Origin of the sequence: Streptococcus sp. 53, from assembly GCF_013276565.1 — a bacterium.
Taxonomy (GTDB): domain Bacteria; phylum Bacillota; class Bacilli; order Lactobacillales; family Streptococcaceae; genus Streptococcus.
This window is the reverse complement of sequence record NZ_VMLG01000013.1, coordinates 153,804-177,738: the sequence shown is the minus strand read 5'-3', so window position 1 is coordinate 177,738 and position 23,935 is coordinate 153,804. Positions and strand designations below refer to the sequence as shown.

At 39.6% G+C, this 23,935-nt stretch carries 16 protein-coding genes and 1 pseudogene; 16 read left to right on the top strand and 1 reads right to left on the bottom strand.

The genetic code is table 11. The annotated features are described in order from the left end of the window. The first annotated feature begins 101 nt into the window (after positions 1–101). From pbp2b to HT722_RS05195, 15 genes are all read left to right on the top strand, one after another. On the top strand, positions 102–2,159 hold the full coding sequence (pbp2b, locus tag HT722_RS05265) for a penicillin-binding protein 2B (RefSeq protein WP_173277910.1): 2,058 nt from the start codon (positions 102–104) through the stop codon (positions 2,157–2,159). 10 nt (positions 2,160–2,169) lie between these two features. Next, a complete protein-coding gene (gene recR, locus HT722_RS05260) occupies positions 2,170–2,766 on the top strand; it encodes a recombination mediator RecR (protein WP_000966754.1) in 597 nt (198 codons plus the stop codon). A 175-nt stretch (positions 2,767–2,941) separates the two neighbouring features. Further along, on the top strand, positions 2,942–3,985 hold the full coding sequence (locus tag HT722_RS05255) for a D-alanine--D-alanine ligase (protein ID WP_173277909.1): 1,044 nt from the start codon (positions 2,942–2,944) through the stop codon (positions 3,983–3,985). An 84-nt stretch (positions 3,986–4,069) separates the two neighbouring features. Next, positions 4,070–5,443: a UDP-N-acetylmuramoyl-tripeptide--D-alanyl-D-alanine ligase gene (gene murF / locus HT722_RS05250; RefSeq protein ID WP_173277907.1), complete on the top strand. Its 1,374-nt coding sequence runs from the start codon at positions 4,070–4,072 to the stop codon at positions 5,441–5,443. Beyond that, entirely contained in the window at positions 5,430–6,041 is a 612-nt protein-coding gene (locus HT722_RS05245; protein WP_173212509.1) for an NUDIX hydrolase, read from the top strand. Before murF ends, HT722_RS05245 begins: the two co-directional genes overlap by 14 nt. A gap of 90 nt (positions 6,042–6,131) precedes the next feature. Next, the gene (locus tag HT722_RS05240; RefSeq protein ID WP_173277905.1) at positions 6,132–6,836 is read left to right on the top strand and encodes a TIGR02206 family membrane protein; all 705 of its coding nucleotides are present in this window, start codon (positions 6,132–6,134) and stop codon (positions 6,834–6,836) included. 217 nt (positions 6,837–7,053) lie between these two features. Then, positions 7,054–8,427 (top strand): cell division protein FtsA, encoded by a 1,374-nt coding sequence (gene ftsA / locus HT722_RS05235; protein ID WP_050121085.1) that lies wholly within the window; start codon positions 7,054–7,056, stop codon positions 8,425–8,427. 16 nt (positions 8,428–8,443) lie between these two features. Further along, entirely contained in the window at positions 8,444–9,703 is a 1,260-nt protein-coding gene (gene ftsZ / locus HT722_RS05230; protein WP_000144272.1) for a cell division protein FtsZ, read from the top strand. Between the two features lie 4 nt (positions 9,704–9,707). Next, entirely contained in the window at positions 9,708–10,379 is a 672-nt protein-coding gene (locus HT722_RS05225; protein ID WP_173277903.1) for a YggS family pyridoxal phosphate-dependent enzyme, read from the top strand. Between the two features lie 9 nt (positions 10,380–10,388). After that, positions 10,389–10,928, top strand: a complete 540-nt coding sequence (locus HT722_RS05220; RefSeq protein WP_050084021.1) for a cell division protein SepF — start codon at positions 10,389–10,391, stop codon at positions 10,926–10,928. Further along, positions 10,928–11,191 carry a YggT family protein gene (locus tag HT722_RS05215; RefSeq protein ID WP_000576512.1) on the top strand — a complete coding sequence of 88 codons (264 nt, stop codon included), beginning with the start codon at positions 10,928–10,930 and terminating at the stop codon, positions 11,189–11,191. Before HT722_RS05220 ends, HT722_RS05215 begins: the two co-directional genes overlap by 1 nt. After that, positions 11,188–11,973 carry an RNA-binding protein gene (locus HT722_RS05210; RefSeq protein WP_001032406.1) on the top strand — a complete coding sequence of 262 codons (786 nt, stop codon included), beginning with the start codon at positions 11,188–11,190 and terminating at the stop codon, positions 11,971–11,973. Before HT722_RS05215 ends, HT722_RS05210 begins: the two co-directional genes overlap by 4 nt. 8 nt (positions 11,974–11,981) lie before the next feature. Beyond that, positions 11,982–12,863, top strand: coding sequence for a DivIVA domain-containing protein (locus HT722_RS05205; RefSeq protein ID WP_316043891.1), 882 nt, complete (start codon positions 11,982–11,984; stop codon positions 12,861–12,863). 252 nt (positions 12,864–13,115) lie between these two features. Continuing rightward, positions 13,116–15,908 (top strand): isoleucine--tRNA ligase, encoded by a 2,793-nt coding sequence (ileS, locus tag HT722_RS05200; RefSeq protein ID WP_138701309.1) that lies wholly within the window; start codon positions 13,116–13,118, stop codon positions 15,906–15,908. Positions 15,909–16,091: 183 nt separating this feature from the next. Then, a complete protein-coding gene (locus HT722_RS05195; RefSeq protein WP_173277901.1) occupies positions 16,092–21,767 on the top strand; it encodes a ZmpA/ZmpB/ZmpC family metallo-endopeptidase in 5,676 nt (1,891 codons plus the stop codon). 294 nt (positions 21,768–22,061) lie between these two features. On the opposite strand, the pseudogene HT722_RS05190 reads toward HT722_RS05195, so the two are convergent. Then, a pseudogene (locus HT722_RS05190) lies at positions 22,062–23,239 on the bottom strand (IS30 family transposase). A 255-nt stretch (positions 23,240–23,494) separates the two neighbouring features. Between HT722_RS05190 and rplK the strand changes: the two are divergent. Continuing rightward, a complete protein-coding gene (rplK, locus tag HT722_RS05185) occupies positions 23,495–23,920 on the top strand; it encodes a 50S ribosomal protein L11 (protein WP_001085807.1) in 426 nt (141 codons plus the stop codon). Positions 23,921–23,935 lie beyond the last annotated feature (15 nt).

Here is a 23,935-nt window from a genome sequence, read left to right as displayed (position 1 = left end):
ACTTTTTGGGGTCAGTACAAAAAACGAAAAAAAGCTTCTTTCTTTTCCATAATTTTCTGCTCAAATTGTGGTACAATTAAGAGTAAGATTTTAAGTTAGAAATGAGACTGATTTGTATGAGAAAATTTAACAGCCATTCGATTCCGATTCGGCTTAATTTATTGTTTTCAATCGTCATTTTACTCTTTATGACCATTATTGGTCGTTTGTTGTATATGCAGGTTTTGAACAAGGATTTTTACGAAAAAAAGCTAGCCTCAGCTAGTCAGACCAAGGTCACAACCAGTTCTGCTCGTGGGGAAATCTATGATGCTAGTGGAAAACCTTTGGTAGAAAATACGTTAAAGCAGGTTGTTTCCTTTACGCGTAGCAATAAAATGACGGCTACAGACTTAAAAGAAATAGCTAAAAAGTTACTGACTTATGTGAGCATCAGCTCTCCTAATTTGACAGAACGCCAGCTGGCTGATTACTATTTGGCTGATCCTGAAATCTATAAAAAAACAGTAGAAGCTCTCCCAAGTGAGAAACGCTTGGATTCAGATGGCAATCGCCTATCCGAATCAGAACTGTATAACAATGCGGTCGATAGTGTCCCAACAAGTCAACTAAACTATACAGAGGATGAAAAGAAAGAAATCTATCTTTTTAGTCAGTTAAATGCTGTTGGAAACTTTGCGACAGGAACCATTGCGACAGATCCTCTAAATGATTCTCAGGTGGCTGTTATTGCCTCTATTTCAAAGGAGATGCCTGGCATTAGTATTTCTACTTCTTGGGATCGAAAGATTTTGGAAACTTCCCTTTCTTCTATAGTAGGGAGTGTATCCAGTGAAAAAGCTGGTCTCCCAGCGGAAGAAGCAGAATCCTATCTTAAAAAAGGCTATTCTCTAAATGACCGTGTTGGAACCTCCTATTTGGAAAAGCAATATGAAGAGACCTTACAAGGAAAACGCTCGGTAAAAGAAATCCATCTGGATAAATATGGCAATATGGAAAGCGTGGACACAATTGAGGAAGGTAGTAAGGGAAACAATATCAAACTGACCATTGATTTGGCCTTCCAAGATAGCGTGGATGCTTTGCTGAAAAGTTATTTCAATTCCGAGCTAGGAAATGGTGGAGCCAAGTATTCTGAGGGTGTGTATGCAGTCGCCCTTAACCCCAAAACAGGTGCTGTTTTGTCTATGTCAGGACTCAAACATGACCTGAAAACGGGAGAGTTGACTCCTGATTCCTTGGGAACGGTAACCAATGTCTTTGTCCCAGGTTCGGTTGTTAAGGCCGCTACCATCAGCTCAGGTTGGGAAAATGGTGTTTTATCAGGAAACCAAACCTTAACAGATCAGCCTATTGTTTTCCAAGGTTCAGCTCCAATTTATTCTTGGTATAAATTGGCATATGGATCTTTTCCTATTACAGCTGTGGAAGCCTTGGAGTATTCATCCAATGCTTACATGGTTCAAACCGCTCTTGGAATCATGGGCCAGACCTATCAACCAAATATGTTTGTTGGAACCAGCAATTTGGAAACAGCTATGGGAAAACTTCGTGCGACCTTTGGCGAATATGGCTTGGGGGCTGCGACCGGAATTGACCTACCAGATGAATCTACTGGATTTGTTCCCAAAGAGTATAGCTTTGCTAATTACATCACCAATGCCTTTGGGCAGTTTGATAACTATACGCCCATGCAGTTGGCTCAGTATGTAGCAACTATTGCAAATGATGGTGTTCGTGTGGCTCCTCGTATTGTTGAAGGTATTTATGGTAATAATGACAAGGGAGGCCTAGGCGACTTGATTCAGCAACTGCAACCGACAGAGATGAATAAGGTCAATATATCCGACTCCGATATGAGTATCTTGCACCAAGGTTTTTATCAGGTTGCTCATGGGAATAGTGGCTTGACCACAGGTCGTGCCTTTTCAAATGGTGCCTTGGTATCCATTAGCGGAAAAACGGGTACAGCCGAAAGTTATGTGGCAGATGGTCAGCAAGCAACCAATACCAATGCGGTGGCCTATGCCCCATCTGATAATCCCCAAATCGCTGTTGCAGTGGTCTTTCCTCATAATACCAATCTAACCAATGGTGTAGGACCTTCCATTGCGCGTGACATTATCAATCTGTATCAAAAATACCATCCAATGAACTAGAAAGGAAATTATGCTTTATCCAACACCCATTGCCAAGCTGATTGACAGTTATTCTAAGTTACCAGGTATCGGGATTAAGACGGCCACGCGTCTGGCCTTTTATACGATTGGGATGTCTGATGACGATGTCAATGAATTTGCCAAAAATCTCCTTTCTGCTAAGAGAGAATTGACCTACTGTTCCATTTGTGGACGTTTGACAGACGACGATCCTTGTTCTATCTGTACCGATCCGACTCGTGACCAGACAACGATTTTGGTGCTAGAGGATAGTCGTGATGTGGCAGCCATGGAAAATATCCAAGAATACCACGGACTCTATCATGTCTTACATGGACTCATTTCTCCCATGAATGGTATCAGTCCAGATGATATCAATCTCAAGAGCCTTATGACTCGTCTTATGGATAGTGAAGTTTCAGAGGTAATCGTAGCAACCAATGCCACCGCAGATGGGGAAGCGACATCGATGTATCTTTCTCGTTTGCTCAAGCCAGCTGGAATCAAGGTTACTCGTCTAGCACGAGGACTTGCTGTCGGAGCAGATATCGAGTATGCGGACGAAGTCACACTCTTACGAGCCATTGAAAATCGAACAGAGTTGTAAGTGTAGACAAATTAACAGACTTCGTTCATTTATACATACAATCAAGGAGTCCGATATTAGTTTTATCGGTCTCTTTTTAGATTTCTTGAAGACCAGTATCAGGTTCAAGTTTCAAAAAAGAAGCAAATATGATATACTAAAGAGCGAGTATTCTAGTAGAATTAGGACAAATAATATGAAACAAACGATTATTCTTTTATATGGTGGACGGAGTGCGGAACGCGAAGTCTCTGTCCTTTCAGCTGAGAGTGTCATGCGTGCGGTCAATTACGACCGTTTCACAGTTAAGACTTTCTTTATCAGTCAGTCAGGTGATTTTATCAAAACGCAGGAATTTAGTCAGACTCCAGGTCAAGAGGATCGTCTCATGACCAATGCGACCATTGATTGGGATAAGCAAGTTGTACCAAGTGCTATTTACGAAGAAGGTGCAGTGGTCTTTCCAGTCCTTCACGGTCCGATGGGAGAAGATGGCTCTGTTCAAGGATTCTTAGAAGTTTTGAAAATGCCTTATGTTGGTTGCAACATCTTGTCATCCAGTCTTGCCATGGATAAAATCACGACTAAGCGTGTTCTGGAATCTGCTGGTATTGCTCAAGTTCCTTATGTGGCCATCGTTGAAGGGGATGATGTGACTGCTAAAATTGCCGAAGTTGAAGAAAAATTGGCTTATCCAGTCTTCACTAAGCCGTCAAACATGGGGTCTAGTGTCGGTATTTCTAAGTCTGAAAATCAAGAAGAACTCCGTCAAGCTTTGAAACTTGCCTTCCAATATGACAGTCGTGTCTTGGTAGAGCAAGGAGTGAATGCCCGTGAAATCGAGGTTGGTCTCTTGGGGAATTACGATGTCAAAAGCACCCTTCCAGGAGAAGTAGTCAAGGATGTTGCCTTTTATGACTACGATGCCAAGTATATTGACAACAAGATTACCATGGATATTCCAGCCAAAATCAGTGATGATGTGGTAGCTGTCATGCGTCAAAATGCAGAAACTGCCTTCCGTGCCATTGGTGGGCTCGGTCTATCTCGTTGCGATTTCTTCTATACAGATAAGGGAGAGATCTTCCTCAACGAGCTCAATACCATGCCAGGTTTCACCCAGTGGTCTATGTACCCACTACTTTGGGACAATATGGGAATCAGCTACCCAGACCTAATCGAGCGTTTGGTTGACCTTGCCAAGGAAAGTTTTGACAAGCGCGAAGCGCATTTGCTATAAAAATGAAAGAGAGGGTAGAAGCCAGAACCATCACTTTAAGGTGATTAGAGTTCTCGGACTTCAACCCTTTTTAAAGGAGTAGAAATGAAACTTACAATTCACGAAGTTGCCCAAGCTGTTGGAGCTAAAAATGATGTTAGTCTTTTTGCGGATGCTCAGTTAGAAAAGCCTGAGTTTGACAGTCGTTTGATTGGGACAGGGGACTTGTTTGTGCCACTTAAAGGTGCGCGTGATGGTCATGACTTTATCGAAACAGCCTTTGAAAATGGCGCTGCTGTAACCTTGTCTGAGAAAGAGCTTGCAAATCATCCCTACATTCTAGTAGATGATGTGCTGACTGCCTTTCAAACCCTAGCTGCCTACTATCTTGAAAAAACGGCTGTTGATGTCTTTGCGGTTACGGGTTCAAATGGCAAGACAACCACCAAGGATATGTTGGCGCACTTGCTATCAACAACCTACAAAACCTACAAAACACAAGGAAACTACAACAACGAGATTGGCCTTCCTTACACAGTTTTCCACATGCCTGAAGGGACAGAGAAGCTAGTATTGGAGATGGGGCAGGATCACTTGGGAGATATTCATCTCTTGTCTGAATTGGCTCGTCCAAAAACAGCCATCGTGACCTTGGTTGGAGAAGCCCATTTGGCCTTTTTCAAAGATCGTTCGGAAATCGCTAAAGGAAAAATGCAAATTGCAGATGGTATGTCACCTGGTTCCTTGCTTTTGGCACCAGCCGACTCCGTTGTAGAGGCCTACTTGCCAGCTGATAAAAAGGTGGTCCGTTTTGGGCAAGGAGCTGAGTTGGAAATTACCAACTTGGTTGAGCGCAAGGATAGTCTGACCTTTAAGGCTAATTTCTTGGAACAAGCCCTCGATTTGCCAGTGACTGGTAAGTACAATGCCACTAATGCCATGATTGCGTCTTATGTTGCCCTACAAGAAGGGGTTTCAGAGGAGCAAATTCATAAGGCTTTCCAAAATCTTGAATTGACGCGTAACCGTACCGAATGGAAGAAAGCAGCCAATGGAGCAGATATCCTATCAGATGTTTACAATGCCAATCCAACTGCTATGAAGCTGATTTTAGAGACTTTCTCTGCCATTCCAGCCAATGAAGGTGGCAAAAAAATCGCTGTCTTGGCGGATATGAAGGAACTTGGTGACCAGTCTGTTCAACTCCATAATCAGATGATTTTGAGCCTCTCGCCAGATGTGCTGGATACCGTGATTTTCTATGGAGACGACATTGCAGAATTGGCCCAATTGGCTAGTCAAATGTTCCCAATCGGCCACGTTTACTACTTCAAGAAAACAGAAGATCAAGACCAATTTGAAGACCTAGTCAAGCAGGTTAAGGAAAGCCTAGGAGTGCATGACCAAATCCTACTCAAAGGCTCCAATTCTATGAATCTAGCCAAGTTGGTAGAATGTTTAGAAACTGAAGACAAGTAATTTTGTCAAGTATTTGCAAAGAATGATTGCCATTACAGATACTGGATTAACCTTTACAAAAGATCCTTTTGACCGTGAGCGCTACGAAGACTTGCGAAGTCTGTTAGGAGAAATGTTGAATCAAGCATCAGACCTTGATGCCGAAGAAGTGGCAGAAGTCTTGAAGCCAACTTCTGCTTATGCGACTCCGTTAATGGACGTCCGTGCTTGGATAGTTGAGGATGAAAAAATTTGTCTGGTTAGGGGACAAGGAGAGAATGATTGGGCTTTGCCAGGTGGCTTTGGCGAGGTCGGTTATTCACCAACTGAAAATATTCTCAAGGAGATTGAAGAAGAAACAGGTTTTACAGCAAAAGCTGAAAGGTTACTTGCAGTTTTTGATACAAATCGTTTCCAACTACAGAGCAAGCAATATGCAAAGTTTGTTTTTGAATGTAAGCTTCTCGATGGACAATTCCAAGAAAATCAAGAAATTGCAGACCTTCAATTTTTTGCCATTGACCAACTGCCGAACTTATCTGAAAAACGCATTACCAAGGAGCAAATAGAGCTTCTTTGGCAGGTTTATCAAGGTCAGAGGGAGCAATATCTTGACTAAGAAGATGATTATCGTATTTCTAAATCCATTTTTGACAAATAGCATGGTATAATAAAATGCAGGAAAATTTTGAATCATGAGGAAGACTAGATGAATTTATGGGATATTTTCTTTACGACCCAAGCAACAGAACCACCCAAGTTTGATCTTTTTTGGTATATCAGTATATTTACACTCTTGGGTTTGACCTTTTATACAGCCTATCGCTATCGTGAAACGAGGGTTTACCAACGATTTTTCCAGATTTTACAGGCCGTTCAGTTAATCCTACTTTATGGTTGGTATGGGGTCAACCATATGCCACTATCAGAAAGCTTACCCTTTTACCATTGCCGTATGGCTATGTTTGTGGTGCTTTTGCTTCCTGGTCAGTCTAAATATAGGCAGTATTTTGCATTACTAGGAACATTTGGGACATTAGCAGCCTTTGTTTATCCAGTGTCAGATGCCTATCCTTTCCCCCATATCACCATTTTATCCTTTATTTTTGGGCATTTAGCACTCTTGGGGAACTCTCTAGTTTATCTATTGAGACAGTATAATGCGCGATTGTTGGATGTGAAGGGAATTTTTCTCATGACCTTTGCATTAAATGCCTTGATTTTTGTGGTCAATTTGGTAACAGGTGGAGATTACGGATTCCTGACAAAACCACCATTGGTTGGAGACCATGGCTTAATAGCTAATTATTTAATCGTTTCTCTGGCCCTGTCAGCAGCGATTACGTTAACAAAGAAAATCTTGGAACTATTTTTAGAACAAGAAGCAGAAAAAATGATTGCAAAGAAAGCTTAACACAGAGCTTTCTTTTTTTGTCTTAGAGTGTTTTACAAGTAGCCTATAAAACAAAAATTTCTGAATAGACAAATTCAAAAATTGGCTGGGAAATTTAGGAAAAAAGCAAGCACGATTAAATTTTTTGTGTTATAATATTCTGTGAATAGCTATGCCTATGTTTAGCTATGGAATAATACGAAGTGCGAAACTTGGAAGATAGAGAGGATGCGATGTAATGGCTAGAGAAGGCTTTTTTACAGGTCTAGATATTGGAACAAGCTCTGTCAAGGTGCTTGTGGCCGAGAAGAGAAATGGTGAATTAAATGTAATTGGCGTGAGTAATGCCAAAAGTAAAGGTGTAAAGGATGGAATTATTGTTGATATTGATGCAGCAGCAACTGCTATCAAATCAGCTATTTCCCAAGCGGAAGAAAAGGCAGGCATTTCGATTAAATCAGTGAATGTCGGCTTGCCTGGTAATCTTTTGCAGGTCGAACCAACTCAAGGGATGATTCCAGTAACATCTGATACCAAGGAAATTACGGATCAAGATGTTGAAAATGTTGTCAAATCAGCTTTGACAAAGAGTATGACACCTGACCGTGAAGTCATTACCTTTATTCCTGAAGAATTTATTGTGGATGGTTTCCAAGGGATTCGTGACCCACGTGGCATGATGGGGGTTCGCCTTGAAATGCGTGGTTTGCTTTATACAGGACCTCGTACTATCTTGCACAATTTGCGTAAGACGGTTGAGCGTGCAGGTGTTCAGGTTGAAAATATTATCATTTCGCCACTAGCAATGGTTCAATCAGTTTTGAACGAAGGTGAACGTGAATTTGGTGCTACAGTGATTGATATGGGGGCAGGTCAAACGACTGTCGCTACAATCCGCAACCAAGAACTCCAATTCACACATATTCTCCAAGAAGGTGGAGATTATGTAACTAAAGATATCTCCAAGGTTTTGAAAACCTCTCGCAAATTAGCAGAAGGCTTGAAACTGAATTACGGGGAAGCCTATCCGCCTCTTGCAAGCAAAGAAACCTTCCAAGTAGAAGTTATTGGAGAAGTAGAAGCAGTCGAAGTGACGGAAGCCTACTTGTCAGAAATTATTTCTGCACGAATCAAGCACATCCTTGAACAAATTAAGCAAGAATTAGATAGAAGACGTCTATTGGAGCTCCCTGGTGGAATTGTCTTAATCGGTGGAAATGCTATTTTACCGGGTATGGTAGAATTGGCTCAAGAAGTCTTTGGCGTTCGTGTCAAACTCTATGTTCCAAACCAAGTTGGTATCCGTAATCCAGCCTTTGCGCATGTGATTAGTTTATCAGAATTTGCTGGACAATTGACAGAAGTCAATCTTTTGGCTCAAAGAGCGGTCAAGGGTGAAGTTGCTCTGACTCATCAACCAATTAGTTTTGGGGGAATGATACAGAAAACAGCTCAGTTTGTACAATCAACGCCTGTTCAACCAGCTCCTGCTCCAGAAGTAGAGCCGGTGGCGCCTACAGAACCAATGGCGGATTTCCAACAAGCTTCACAAAATAAACCGAAATTAGCAGATCGTTTCCGTGGCTTGATCGGAAGCATGTTTGACGAATAAAGAGGAAAAATAAATTATGACATTTTCATTTGATACAGCTGCTGCTCAAGGTGCAGTGATTAAAGTAATTGGTGTCGGTGGAGGTGGTGGCAATGCCATCAACCGTATGGTCGACGAAGGTGTTACAGGCGTAGAATTTATCGCAGCAAACACAGATGTACAAGCATTGAGTAGTACAAAAGCTGAGACTGTTATTCAGTTGGGACCTAAATTGACTCGCGGTTTGGGTGCAGGAGGTCAACCTGAGGTTGGTCGTAAAGCTGCTGAAGAAAGCGAAGAAACGCTGACGGAAGCTATCAGTGGTGCAGATATGGTCTTCATCACTGCTGGTATGGGAGGAGGCTCTGGAACTGGAGCTGCTCCTGTTATTGCTCGTATCGCCAAAGATTTAGGTGCTCTTACAGTTGGTGTTGTGACACGTCCTTTCGGTTTTGAAGGAAGCAAGCGTGGACAATTTGCTGTAGAAGGAATCAATCAACTGCGTGAGCATGTAGATACTCTATTGATTATTTCGAACAACAACTTGCTTGAAATTGTTGATAAGAAGACACCACTTTTGGAGGCTCTTAGCGAAGCAGATAACGTTCTTCGTCAAGGTGTTCAAGGAATTACCGATTTGATTACCAATCCAGGATTGATTAACCTTGACTTTGCCGATGTGAAAACGGTAATGGCAAACAAAGGAAATGCTCTTATGGGGATTGGTATCGGTAGTGGAGAAGAACGTGTTGTTGAAGCAGCACGTAAGGCAATTTACTCTCCACTTCTTGAAACAACAATTGATGGAGCAGAAGATGTGATTGTCAACGTAACTGGTGGTCTTGACTTAACCTTGATTGAAGCAGAAGAGGCTTCACAAATTGTGAACCAAGCAGCAGGTCAAGGAGTGAACATCTGGCTCGGTACTTCAATTGATGAAAGTATGCGTGATGAAATTCGTGTAACAGTTGTTGCAACAGGTGTTCGTCAAGACCGCGTAGAAAAGGTTGTGGCTCCACAAGCTAGACCGACTACTAACTACCGTGAGACAGTGAAACCAGCTCATTCACATGGCTTTGATCGTCATTTTGATATGGCAGAAACAGCTGAATTGCCAAAACAAAATCCACGTCGTTTGGAACCAACTCAGGCATCTGCTTTTGGTGATTGGGATCTTCGCCGTGAATCGATTGTTCGTACAACAGATTCAGTCGTTTCTCCAGTTGAACGCTTTGAAGCCCCAACATCACAAGATGAAGATGAATTGGATACACCTCCATTTTTCAAAAATCGTTAAGTAAATGAATGTAAAAGAAAATACAGAACTTGTTTTTCGAGAAGTCGCAGAGGCGACTCTGAATGCTCATCGAGAGAGTGGTTCAGTCTCTGTCATTGCAGTTACCAAGTATGTAGATGTACCGACAGCGGAAGCCTTGCTTCCGCTAGGTGTTCATCATATCGGTGAAAATCGTGTCGATAAGTTTCTGGAAAAATATGAAGCTTTAAAAGATCGAGATGTGACTTGGCATTTGATTGGTACCTTGCAAAGACGTAAGGTGAAAGATGTCATACAATTTGTCGATTATTTCCATGCCTTGGATTCCGTCAAGCTAGCAGGGGAAATTCAAAAAAGAAGTGACCGAGTTATAAAGTGTTTCCTTCAAGTAAATATTTCTAAAGAAGAAAGCAAACACGGTTTTTCGAGAGAGGAACTGCTGGAAATCTTGCCAGAGTTAGCTAGACTAGATAAGATTGAATATGTTGGTTTAATGACGATGGCACCTTTTGAGGCTAGCAGTGAGCAGTTGAAAGAGATTTTCAAGGCGACCCAAGATTTACAAAGAGAAATTCAAGATAAACAAATTCTAAATATGCCTATGACCGAGTTAAGTATGGGAATGAGTCGTGATTATAAAGAAGCGATTCAATTCGGTTCCACTTTTGTTCGTATAGGTACATCATTTTTTAAGTAGGAGAGAACCATGTCTTTAAAAGATAGATTCGATAGATTTATAGATTATTTTACGGAGGATGAGGATTCAAGTCTCCCTTATGAAAAAAGAGATGAGCCTGTGCTTACTCCAGTAAATTCTTCACAGGAACCGGCTCTCCCAATGAATCAACCTTCACAGTCTGCTGGTGCAAAAGATAGCAATATCACCAGACTGCATGCACGACAACAGGAATTGGCAACTCAGAGTCAGCGTGCAACGGATAAGGTCATTATAGATGTTCGTTATCCTAGAAAATATGAAGATGCAACAGAAATTGTTGATTTATTGGCAGGCAACGAAAGTATCTTGATTGATTTTCAATATATGACAGAGGTGCAGGCTCGTCGTTGTTTGGACTATTTGGATGGAGCTTGCCATGTTTTAGCTGGAAATCTGAAAAAGGTAGCATCTACTATGTATCTGTTAACACCAGTGAATGTTATTGTCAATGTTGAAGATATCCGTTTACCAGATGAAGAACAAAATGGTGAGTTTGGTTTTGATATGAAGCGAAATAGAGTACGATAATGATTTTTTTAATTCGTATGATTTATAATGCAGTGGATATTTACTCCCTGATTTTGGTAGCCTTTGCTGTCATGTCTTGGTTTCCAGGCGCCTACGAATCCAGTTTGGGTCGTTGGATTGTAGCATTGGTAAAACCAGTGCTTGCTCCTTTGCAACGCCTGCCTTTACAGATAGCGGGTCTTGATTTATCTGTTTGGGTTGCGATTGTTTTGATTCGATTTTTAGGAGAAAACCTAGTCCGTTTTCTGGCGATGATAGGATGAATAAAGGGATTTACCAGCATTTCTCCATAGAAGATCGTCCATTTCTTGACAAGGGAATGGAATGGATAAAGAAGGTAGAAGATAGCTATGCTCCTTTTTTAACTCCTTTTATCAATCCTCATCAGGAGAAGCTATTAAAGATTTTGGCCAAAACCTATGGTCTTGCTTGTAGCAGTAGTGGGGAATTCGTCTTGAGTGAGTATGTTCGAGTTTTATTATACCCAGATTATTTCCAGCCAGAGTTTTCAGATTTTGAAATATCTCTCCAAGAAATTGTGTATTCCAATAAATTTGAACACTTAACGCATGCTAAGATTTTAGGGACAGTCATCAATCAATTAGGGATTGAACGGAAACTTTTTGGAGATATCCTAGTAGATGAAGAACGGGCGCAGATTATGATTAATCAGCAGTTTCTTCTTCTCTTTCAAGATGGATTAAAGAAAATTGGCCGTATACCCGTTTCGCTGGAGGAACGTCCTTTCACCGATAAAATAGATAAGCTAGAACAGTATCGAGAGCTGGATTTATGTGTGTCTAGCTTTAGATTAGATGTTCTTTTATCAAATGTTTTGAAACTATCTAGGAATCAAGCAAACCAGTTGATTGAAAAGAAACTTGTCCAAGTAAATTATCATGTGGTAGACAAATCAGATTATATTGTTCAAGTTGGAGACTTGATTAGTGTAAGAAAATTTGGGCGCTTGAGATTGCTTCAAGATAAGGGACAAACAAAAAAAGAGAAGAAAAAAATAACCGTCCAGTTATTATTAAGTAAGTGAGGAATAGAATGCCAATTACATCATTAGAAATAAAGGACAAAACCTTTGGAACTCGATTCAGAGGTTTTGATCCAGAAGAAGTCGATGAATTTTTAGATATTGTGGTTCGTGATTACGAAGATCTTGTTCGTGCGAATCATGATAAAGATTTGCGTATTAAGAGTTTAGAAGAGCGTTTGTCTTACTTTGACGAAATGAAAGATTCATTGAGCCAGTCTGTATTGATTGCCCAAGATACAGCTGAGCGAGTGAAACAGGCGGCGCATGAACGTTCAAACAATATCATTCATCAAGCAGAGCAGGATGCGCAACGCTTGTTGGAAGAAGCTAAATATAAGGCAAACGAGATTCTTCGTCAAGCAACTGATAATGCTAAGAAAGTTGCTGTTGAAACCGAAGAATTGAAGAACAAGAGTCGTGTCTTCCACCAACGTCTTAAATCTACAATTGAGAGCCAGTTAGCTATTGTTGAATCTTCAGATTGGGAAGATATTCTCCGTCCAACAGCTACTTATCTTCAAACCAGTGATGAAGCCTTTAAAGAAGTGGTTAGCGAAGTGCTTGGAGAACCGATTCCAGCTCCAATTGAAGAAGAACCAATTGATATGACACGTCAGTTCTCTCAAGCAGAAATGGCAGAGTTACAGGCTCGTATTGAGGCAGCCAATAAAGAATTGGCTGAATTTGAAGCTCAGGCTAAACAGGAAGTGGAAGATCCAACTCCTGTAGTGAGTCCTCAAATGGAAGAAGAGCCTGCTCATCCAGTTGGTCCAATGTACGAAGAACCAGAAGTAGCTCCAGTACATCCTTCGGCTCCAACACCAGCTACAGAAACGTTTGATTCAGCACCAGGATTTGAAGCACCGCAAGAATCTGTTACAATTTTATAAGAAATATTCTGAGAACAATATCTTATCCTTATATTTCCAGCGAGCAGGAGATGGTGTGAGTCCTGCATTCCCTAACGATAAGATTATCCTCTCAAAAACTCAAGTCTGAAGTTAGTAGGATTTGACGTTCCCCACGTTACGGGATAAGAGGGAGAAAGACTAAATCTTTTTCCGAATAAAGGTGGTACCACGATTTTCGTCCTTTTTGGAAGTCGTGGTTTTTAATTTGTTATTATTTATAAAGGAGATACCATGAAACTCAAAGATACCCTTAACCTTGGGAAAACAGCTTTCCCAATGCGTGCAGGCCTTCCGACCAAAGAGCCAGTTTGGCAAAAGGAATGGGAAGATGCAAACCTTTACCAACGTCGTCAAGAATTGAACCAAGGAAAACCTCATTTCACCTTGCATGATGGCCCTCCATACGCGAACGGAAATATCCACGTTGGACATGCTATGAACAAGATTTCAAAAGATATCATTGTTCGCTCAAAATCTATGTCAGGTTTTTACGCACCATTTATCCCAGGTTGGGATACTCATGGTCTGCCAATCGAGCAAGTTTTGGCAAAACAAGGTGTTAAACGCAAAGAAATGGACTTGGTTGAGTACTTGAAACTTTGCCGCGAATACGCTCTTTCTCAAGTAGATAAACAACGTGAAGACTTTAAACGTTTGGGTGTTTCTGGTGACTGGGAAAATCCATATGTAACTTTGACTCCTGACTATGAAGCAGCCCAAATCCGTGTCTTCGGTGAGATGGCTAATAAAGGTTATATCTACCGTGGTGCCAAGCCAGTTTACTGGTCATGGTCATCTGAGTCAGCCCTTGCTGAAGCAGAGATTGAATACCATGACTTGATTTCAACTTCCCTTTACTATGCCAACAAGGTTAAGGACGGAAAAGGTATCCTAGATACAGATACTTATATCGTTGTTTGGACAACTACTCCATTCACCATCACAGCTTCTCGTGGCTTGACTGTTGGAGCGGATATTGATTACGTCTTGGTTCAACCTGCTGCTGAACCTCGTAAGTTTGTGGTTGCTGCAGAATTATTGACTAGCTTGTCTGAAAAATTTGGCTGGGTTGATGTTCAAGTCTTGGCAACTTACCGTGGTCAAGAACTCAACCACATCGTAACAGAACACCCATGGGATACAGCTGTAGATGAGCTCGTTATCCTTGGTGACCACGTTACAACTGACTCTGGTACAGGTATTGTCCATACAGCCCCTGGTTTTGGTGAGGACGACTACAATGTTGGTATTGCTAATGGTCTTGAAGTCGCAGTGACTGTTGACGAACGTGGTATCATGATGAAGAATGCTGGTCCTGGGTTTGAAGGTCAATTCTATGAAAAGGTAGTTCCAACTGTTATCGAGAAACTTGGTAACCTCCTTCTTGCCCAAGAAGAAATCTCTCACTCATACCCATTTGACTGGCGTACTAAGAAACCAATCATCTGGCGTGCAGTACCACAATGGTTTGCCTCAGTTTCTAAATTCCGCCAAGAAATCTTGGATGAAATTGAAAAAGTGAAATTCCACTCAGAATGGGGTAAAGTCCGTCTTTACAATATGATTCGTGACCGTGGTGACTGGGTCATCTCTCGTCAACGTGCTTGGGGTGTTCCACTTCCAATTTTCTACGCTGAAGATGGTACAGCGATCATGACTGCTGAAACGATTGAACATGTAGCTCAACTCTTTGAAGTACATGGTTCAAGCATTTGGTGGGAACGCGATGCCAAGGACCTCTTGCCAGAAGGATATACTCACCCAGGTTCTCCAAATGGTGAATTCAAGAAAGAAACAGATATCATGGACGTTTGGTTTGACTCAGGTTCATCATGGAATGGAGTGGTAGTAAACCGTCCTGAGTTGACTTACCCAGCAGACCTTTACCTAGAAGGTTCTGACCAATACCGTGGTTGGTTCAACTCTTCACTCATCACATCTGTTGCCAACCATGGTGTAGCACCTTACAAACAAATCTTGTCACAAGGTTTTGCCCTTGATGGTAAAGGTGAGAAGATGTCTAAATCTCTTGGAAATACCATTGCTCCAAGTGATGTTGAAAAACAATTTGGTGCAGAAATCTTGCGTCTCTGGGTAACAAGTGTTGACTCAAGCAATGACGTACGTATCTCTATGGATATCTTGAGCCAAGTCTCTGAAACTTACCGTAAGATTCGTAACACTCTTCGTTTCTTGATTGCCAATACATCTGACTTTAACCCAGCTCAAGACGCAGTAGCCTACGATGAGCTTCGTTCAGTTGATAAGTACATGACCATTCGCTTTAACCAGCTTGTCAAGACCATTCGTGATGCTTACGCAAACTTTGAATTCTTGACAATCTACAAGGCCTTGGTAAACTTTATCAACGTTGATTTGTCAGCCTTCTACCTTGATTTTGCCAAAGATGTTGTTTATATCGAAGGTGCCAAATCACTCGAACGCCGTCAAATGCAGACTGTCTTCTATGACATTCTTGTGAAAATCACCAAACTCTTGACTCCAATCCTTCCTCACACAGCAGAGGAAATCTGGTCATATCTTGAGTTTGAAGCAGAAGACTTCGTTCAATTGTCAGAATTACCAGAAGCGGAAACTTTTGCTAATCAAGAAGAAATCTTGGATACATGGGCTGCCTTCATGGACTTCCGTGGACAAGCTCAAAAAGCCTTGGAAGAAGCTCGTAATGCAAAAGTAATCGGTAAATCACTTGAAGCACACTTGACAGTTTATCCAAATGAAGTTGTGAAAACTCTACTCGAAGCAGTAAACAGCAATGTAGCTCAACTTTTGATCGTGTCAGACTTGACCATCGCAGAAGAATCAGCTCCAGAAGCTGCGGTTAGCTTCGAAGATGTATCCTTCACAGTTGAACGTGCTGCAGGCCAAGTATGTGACCGTTGCCGTCGTATCGACCCAACAACAGCAGAACGCAGCTACCAGGCAGTCATCTGTGACCACTGTGCAAGTATCGTAGAAGAAAACTTTGCGGACGCAGTCGCAGAAGGATTTGAAGAGAAATAAGGTTGAAAAGTTTCTATGCGTCTAGTATATAAAAATCAGTTATTCCAAGTTTATAATCTCTCTTGTGAGATGCTAAAGTTTGATGAGAATTGGTTTTGCTAATACTAGGAGAAAGTAAGTATGATAAAATCGCAAGATTGTTTTTCTTGCGATTTCTTAAACTAGTGAGGAGAAATAAACATTATGAGACAAACAAATGTTAGAGGAAGCTTGTCCCTCCGTGGCTTTAGAAAATTAAGAACTGGTGCAATTGTTGCGACAGGTGTGATTTTGCTAGGTCTGGGCTTTTTAGCTCCAACTGTATCAGCCAGTGAACAAGATGGTGTCTGGGTAGCCAGAACAGTTGAGGAAGTGAAAGCTGACCTTCAAAAAGAAGGTGATTTATTTAAGTATGTCATTAAGTGGGGAGATACATTAAGTGTTATCAGCGAAGCAAGCAATATCCCTGTAGATGTACTCCAAGAAATGAATCAAGCTTCAGGCAAGAATTTATTCTTACCACACAATGAATTGTACTTTACTGAAGCTGAAACAGTTTCAGATACAGTCACAAAACACAAGATTGTCATCAAAGAAAGTGGTGCCAGTGGCGAAGTTCGCACTTACGAAGTCTTGCTCAAGAAAGATCAGGAAACAAAAGCTATTACCTTTGAATTAACAGATGTCACTGAGACAGTTGAAAAAATGACTGTGAACTATAGCCCAGTCTATCAGCCTGTCCCAGTAGCACCAGCTGTGACCAGCCCAGAAGTTAAAGAGGAAACAGAAGCTCCAGAAGCACCAAAGGTAGAAGACGCAGTGACTACACCAGCACAAAAAGAAACAGCACCAGAGGTGGTAACCCCAGCTGAACCAAAAGTAGAAGTTTCAGAAACACCATCAGAAAATACACCAGCACCGTCAAAACCAGAAACCCCAGCTTCAACAGAAGAAGTGGCAACTGAACCAAAAGTAACAGAGTCAGAGGCAGCGAAACCAGCTGTACCAAAAGCAGCAGAGTCAGAGGTAGCGAAACCAGCTGAATCAAACGCAGAAGCACCGACAACTCCGGAAAATAAAGAAGAACAACCAGTTGAGCCTAAAGAAGCAAAGTCAACAACTGAAGGAACAGCAGAATTGGTACCAGCTTCACCAAAACTAGAAGCACCAGCAGACTCAACAGCTCCAAAAGCGGAAGTTTCAGAAGCACCAGTGGTAGAGGCTACAACTTCAGGAGAACAAAGTCAACCAGCAGAAGAAACTCCAGCACCATCAAAACCAGAAACCCCAGCTTCAACAGAAGCAGCGGCAAATGGAGCTGAAGGAGGAACTGTAGGAGTAGACCAACCTGTAACTTCGACATCTAATTCTGATGATTCATCAGTAAAAGCAGAAGAAACAGGTTCAGAAGGAGCGACAGGAACAGTGGACTCATCAGCGCCGACTCCGAAAGAAGGGGATTCAACTTCAGAAGAAACAGGAATAACAGCAGAAGCAAACCCAGCACCAAAAGAAACAGGAGAAGAAGGTAAAGCGGAGGATTCAGTTTCTTCAACTGAATCTTCATCAACTGCCTTTGAAGGTGGATCACCAGCTACGCAACCGACTGGAGAAGAAGGTAAATCTGAAAAAGAAACCCCAGCACCCTCAAAACCAGCTACACCATCTTCAACAGAAGAAGTGGCAACTGAACCAAAAGGAACAGAGTCAGAGGTAGCCAAACCAGCTACACCAGAAGAAGAAGGAACAACAGCAGAATCAGGAACAGAAGTAAAACCAACTACAAAAGAAGCGAAAGAAACTGAAGAATCAGAAGCCAACCCAACACCTAAAGAAAATGCAACAGAAGGAGCAGGTTCAGAAGGAGAAGCAGGAACAGTGGATTCAGCGCCGGCTCCGAAAGAAGGGGATTCAATTTCAGGAACAGAAACGTCAAGAACGATAGATACAGAAACGACTTCAGAAAAATCAGAAACACCGTCTCCAGCAGAAGAAGAATCTTCTAAAGAAGAAAAAGAAGTCGACAAGAAACTAGAACTTAGAAATATATCTTCTGTTGAACTATATTCTAAAGAAGGTGATAAGTATCGTCATGTAACTTCACTTGCTACCTTACCAAGTAATCCAGATACTTACTTTATGAAAGTCAAATCAGAGAACTTTAAAGATGTGATGTTACCTGTTTCAAGTATTACAAGTGTTACAAGAGATAGTCAAGAAGTATACAAAATTGTAGGACAAGCTAATGATTTAATTCAACACGAAAACAATAGTACTTTAGACAATTACACTTACTACCTACCTAAGATGGTGAGAAGTGAAAATGGTGTTTATACATCATTCAAAAATTTAGTCGAAGCAATGAATAGTAATCCTTCTGGAGAGTTTCGTTTAGGTGCAACTATGGATGCTCGTGAAGTAGAACTTCAAGATGGTCAAGAAAGCTATGTTAGTAATGAGTTTACAGGTACATTAATTGGTAAAAATAATGATAAGTACTACGCTATATATAATCTGAAAAAACCGTTATTTAACGTTTTAAATCATGCTACTATTCAAGATCTTTCAATTAAAGAAGCAAATGTTTCTTCTAAAGAAGATGCAGCTACAATAGCGAAAACAGCGAATAATGGTACTACAATTACTAATGTTCATTCATCTGGTGTAATTGCTGGTGAACATAGCATTGGTGGTTTAGTTTCACAAGTTACAGATTCTAAAATCTTGAATAGTAGTTATACTGGTAGAATAACTAATACTTATGACACAACGGCTACTTATCAAATAGGTGGTTTAGTTGGTAAACTTTCAGGTGATAATGCTTTAATAGAAAAATCAATTTCATCTATTGATATGGCGACAAATGCTAATCAAGGTGACCAAACAGTTGGTGGTATAGCTGGGGTTGTTGATAGAAGTGCTAGAATTAGTAATAGTTACGTTGAAGGAAATCTTAACAATGTGAAGCATTTTGGTAAAGTAGGAGGAGTTGTAGGTAATCTTTGGGATGCTATATCAGGTGAAGAGAAATCTGGGCAACTATCTAATGTCTTAAGTGATGTTAATGTTACAAACGGTAATGCTATAGCTGGTTATGATTTTACAGGAATAAAAGCAACTAATACCTATAGTAATAAAAATAACAAGGTGGTTAGTGTAGTTCAAGTAGATGATGAACTTGTGACTAAAGATTCAGAAAAACAAAGAGGTACTGTATTAGAAGCGGATAAAGTGAATGCTAAAAAAGTAGAGTTGGTTTCTAAACATAGTACTAAAGTAGAAGATTTTGATTTTACTTCGAGATACACTACTAGCTACACAGAAGTAACAGACTATCAGCAGTCAAGAGAACAAGTGTATAAAAATATTGAAAAATTACTTCCTTTCTATAATAGAGAAACAATAATTAAGTATGGTAATTTAGTAGAGAATAACAGTGATTTATTTACTGAAAAGCTACTATCAGTTGTTCCTATGAAAAATAATGAAGTAATAACTGATATTAATAAAAATAAACGCGAAATCAATAAATTATTGTTACATTTTGAAGGTAATAAATCACAAGTATTAAATATTACATATAAAGATGATTTCTCTAAAGTAGCAGAATATGAAATCACTAATACAAAACTAATGTACACGCCTAATACATTATTGCATGATTATAATAATATTGTAAAATCTGTCTTAAATGATTTGAATTCTGTTCAATATAATTCAGATGCTATTAGAAAAGTATTAGATATTTCTAGTAATATAAAATTAACAGAATTATATTTAGATGAACAATTTACGAAAACAAAAGCAAAAATTGAAGATAGTTTATCAAAACTTCTTTCTGCTGATGCGGCAATAGCTGAAAATAGTAATAAGATAATAGATAATTATGTAATAGAAAAAATTAAGAATAATAAAGAAGCGTTACTTCTAGGTTTAACTTATCTAGAACGTTGGTATAATTTTAAATATGATAATGCAAGTGCAAAAGATTTAGTATTATATCATTTAGACTTCTTTGGTAAATCTAATAGTTCTGCATTAGATAATGTTATTGAGTTAGGTAAATCTGGCTTTAACAATTTATTAGCGAAAAATAATGTAATTACTTATAATGTGTTATTAGCGAAAAATTATGGAACTGATAGTTTATTTAAAGCATTAGAAGGTTATAGAAAAGTATTCTTACCAACTACTTCTAATAACGACTGGTTCAAAACACAATCTAAAGCTTATATAGTTGAAGAAAAATCTACTATTCCTGAAGTAAGTTCTAAGCAGTCAGAACAAGGAACAGAACACTCTATAGGTGTTTATGATAGATTAACTAGTCCATCATGGAAATATCAAAGTATGGTCTTACCGTTATTAACTTTACCAGAAGAAAAAATGATATTTATGATTGCCAATATTTCAACTATAGGATTTGGTGCTTACGATAGATATAGAAGTTCTGAATATCCTGAGGGAGAAAAATTAAACAAATTTGTAGAAGATAATGCACAAGAAGCGGCTAAACGATTTAGAGATCATTATGATTATTGGTACAAAATACTAGATACGAAAGAAAAAGATAAATTGTTTAGAAGTATTTTGGTATATGATTCTTTTAGATTTGGTAATGATAAAGATAAAAATACTAGTCAAGCAGATTTTGAAACTGATCATCCAGCAATAAAACATTTCTTCGGTCCTGCGGGGAATAATGTTGTTCATAATGGACACGGAGCATATGCTACGGGAGATGCGTTCTACTATATGGCTTATCGTATGCTTGATAAATCTGGTGCGGTAACATATACTCATGAAATGACACATAATTCTGATAGAGAGATTTATCTTGGAGGATATGGAAGAAGAAATGGGCTTGGACCAGAGTTTTATGCAAAAGGATTATTGCAAGCTCCTGATCATCCAAATGATGCAACAATCACGATAAACTCTGTGTTGAAATATGATGAAGCGGAAAATGCTGATAGACTACAAGTAAAAGATCCAACTCAACGATTTAATAATGCAGAAGATTTACGTAAATATATGCACAATTTATTTGATTTAGTTTATACACTTGAGATGTTAGAAGGAGAAGCAGTAGCTAAGTTAGATAGCAATCAAAAATATGATCTGTTGAGAAAAGTTGAGAATAAATTTAAACCTGATCCTGATGGAAATGAGGTTTACGCAACAAATGTTGTTCGTAGATTAAAACTAGATGAGCTTAATAAATTAACTTCTTTCAATAGTTTAATAGAAAACGATATAATCACAAGAAGAGGGTATATTGATGAAGGTGAGTATAAACGAAATGGATATTACACAATCAATCTTTTCTCACCAATATATTCTGCCTTAAGTAATGATAAAGGGACTCCGGGTGATTTAATGGGTCGTCGTATAGCGTTTGAACTATTAGCTGCAAAAGGATATAAAGAAGGTATGGTACCATATATTTCTAACCAATATGCAGAAGAAGCAAAAGCAAATGGAAGTAAAATTAATTTATATGGTAAAGAAGTAGGGTTGGTAACTGATAAACTAGTTCTTGAAAAGGTATTTAATAAACAGTATTCGTCTTGGATTGATTTTAAAAAAGCAATGTATAAAGAACGAGAAAGTAAATTTAATAAATTAACAAATATTAACTTTATAGATCCAACTAATTGGAGACGTCAAGAGACGGTAACTATTGATAATATTAGTAAGTTAAAAACATTGATTGAAAAAGCGGTGCAAGAAGATGCTACTAATTATGCTTCAATATTATATCCAAAAGAAAGTAGTAAAGTTTACAAACTTAAAAAAGCTATTTTCAAAGCTTATCTAGATCAAACTGATGATTTTAGAACTTCAATATTTGATGAGGAAAATAAATTTACTAATTAGGGGTAGCACATGAAGATAGGTTTCGTTTCTTCATGTGTGAAAGGTAAATTCCCAAACTAACTTCCACCGCTAATCCAAGTGGAAGTTAGTCTGATAAAAATCCTAAAAACCAGTGGAAATCCGTGTCAGGGTAAGTTCCACTGGTTTTAATCATGCTTGATTTCATCGCTTTTGTAGCCAAAATGAATAGAAAAAAAGAGCGCACAAAATCCCCTCATCTGAAAGCGTTTCAGATTAAGTTCCGCTATGGTGGAAGTTAGTGTGAGACGTTTGAATGCGGTTAAAGGTTAGTTTTTAGAACTTATGTTGGAGTAATGTAGAAGACTGACAGACGTCTTCTGCAGGTATTTTAGAAATGCCGAGAAGCTTAGTAATCTCTTCTCCATAGGTAAATACAAAGAGCTCATAGGCTGACTTTCCATTTAAAGTAGCGCGTTTGACACTGTTGACATGAGAACAAACGAGATTGATGTCCTCTTGAGTTAAATTGTCAAAAGAAGTTCCTTTAGGTAGAATGTCGCGAATCAGCGTGTGATTTTTCTCAATTCTGCCTTTCTGGTCAGAGCGATTAGGGTCACAAAAGAAGAGTTTACTCTCTCCTCGCACATCCATTTCGATATCATCAACCCTGGCAAACTCTCCACCATTATAGGTAAGGATGACAGGAAAGAGTTGGAAGAAATCTTTGTTAGCTTGGTGAAGAGTGTTCTTGATGTCATAGAGGTGTTTGGTGACCTCAAGGGCAGTTTTATTATCCAGCAGTCTAGCGAAGATAAAGTTACAGAAAGAGAGATTGAAGGTAAGTAGGACTTTACCTCCCATCTTGCCCATAACGGTGTCCATTTCCAGCCAAGAGTTCAGTTGCTTAAGAGCCAAATAATTTAAGAAATCCTCATAGGAGCGGCCTTGGAGCAGCCTTTTTTAGCTTCTTTAGGGATGGAAGGTAGCTTACTTTTCCGCCTTTCTTTGAATTTAACGGCTCTGGCAAGATCAATCGGAGCGATAGATAGGTACCCTTTTCGGATGTGTCGATAGACAGTTGAGGAGCTGACATCAAGATTGTAAGTTTTGAGGATATGATAGATGTGTTGTCCCTTTTTAACTCCATCAGAAATGACTTTGTCCATTTTCCAGAAGGTCTTGGAATTGAGGGGAGTTCCTTCACGAGCTTCTACAAGAGTTTGTTCGTATTGTTTTTGAGCTTGTTTAGAGAGGTAGAAGATCTTCTTATAGCCACAATTTTGTCTTCTTTTAGGACATCCATTACAGACAAAGGTAGCTTTGTCTAGTAAAGGACAAGGAAGGTTATGGCCTGTAGACTCTCGGACTTGTCTGTTTCGTTTGACCTCTTTGGAAACAGTAGTTGGGTCTTTTAGAATGGATTGTCCAATAGCTTTGAATGTTTCACCGCGCTCTAAACCTAATTGGATATCATTACGGTCGGAAAGGGTAAGATGTTTATGTTTTGTCATAGTAGACCTCATTTCTAACTCAAACGTCTCACACTTAATTCCACCATAAAAATCCGTTTTAGACTAATTTCCACTTCGGTTGGGTAAGTGGAAGTTACTTTGAGAAGTTAGCTTTGATTTTCATTGAGTATAAAAAATAAACTTTTCTCTTGCAATTCCAGATAAATAGTGTATAATAGATGGGTATGTGAAAAGCATACTTGTGGGAGGTAAAAATCTCTAATTACCGCCAAAACCACAAAGGAGGATTTAAAAATGGCTAAAAAAGTCGAAAAACTTGTAAAATTGCAAATCCCTGCTGGTAAAGCTACACCAGCTCCACCGGTTGGACCTGCTCTTGGTCAAGCTGGTATCAATATCATGGGATTCACAAAAGAGTTCAACGCTCGTACAGCTGACCAAGCTGGTATGATCATTCCAGTTGTTATCTCAGTTTACGAAGATAAATCATTTACTTTCATCACTAAAACACCACCAGCTGCTGTTCTTTTGAAAAAAGCTGCAGGTGTTGAAAAAGGATCAGGTACACCTAACAAAACTAAAGTTGCTACAGTTACTCGTGCGCAAGTACAAGAAATTGCAGAAACTAAGATGCCAGATTTGAACGCAGCAAACGTAGAGTCTGCAATGCGTATGATCGAAGGTACTGCTCGTTCTATGGGATTCACTGTTGTTGACTAATCAATAACACAGTAG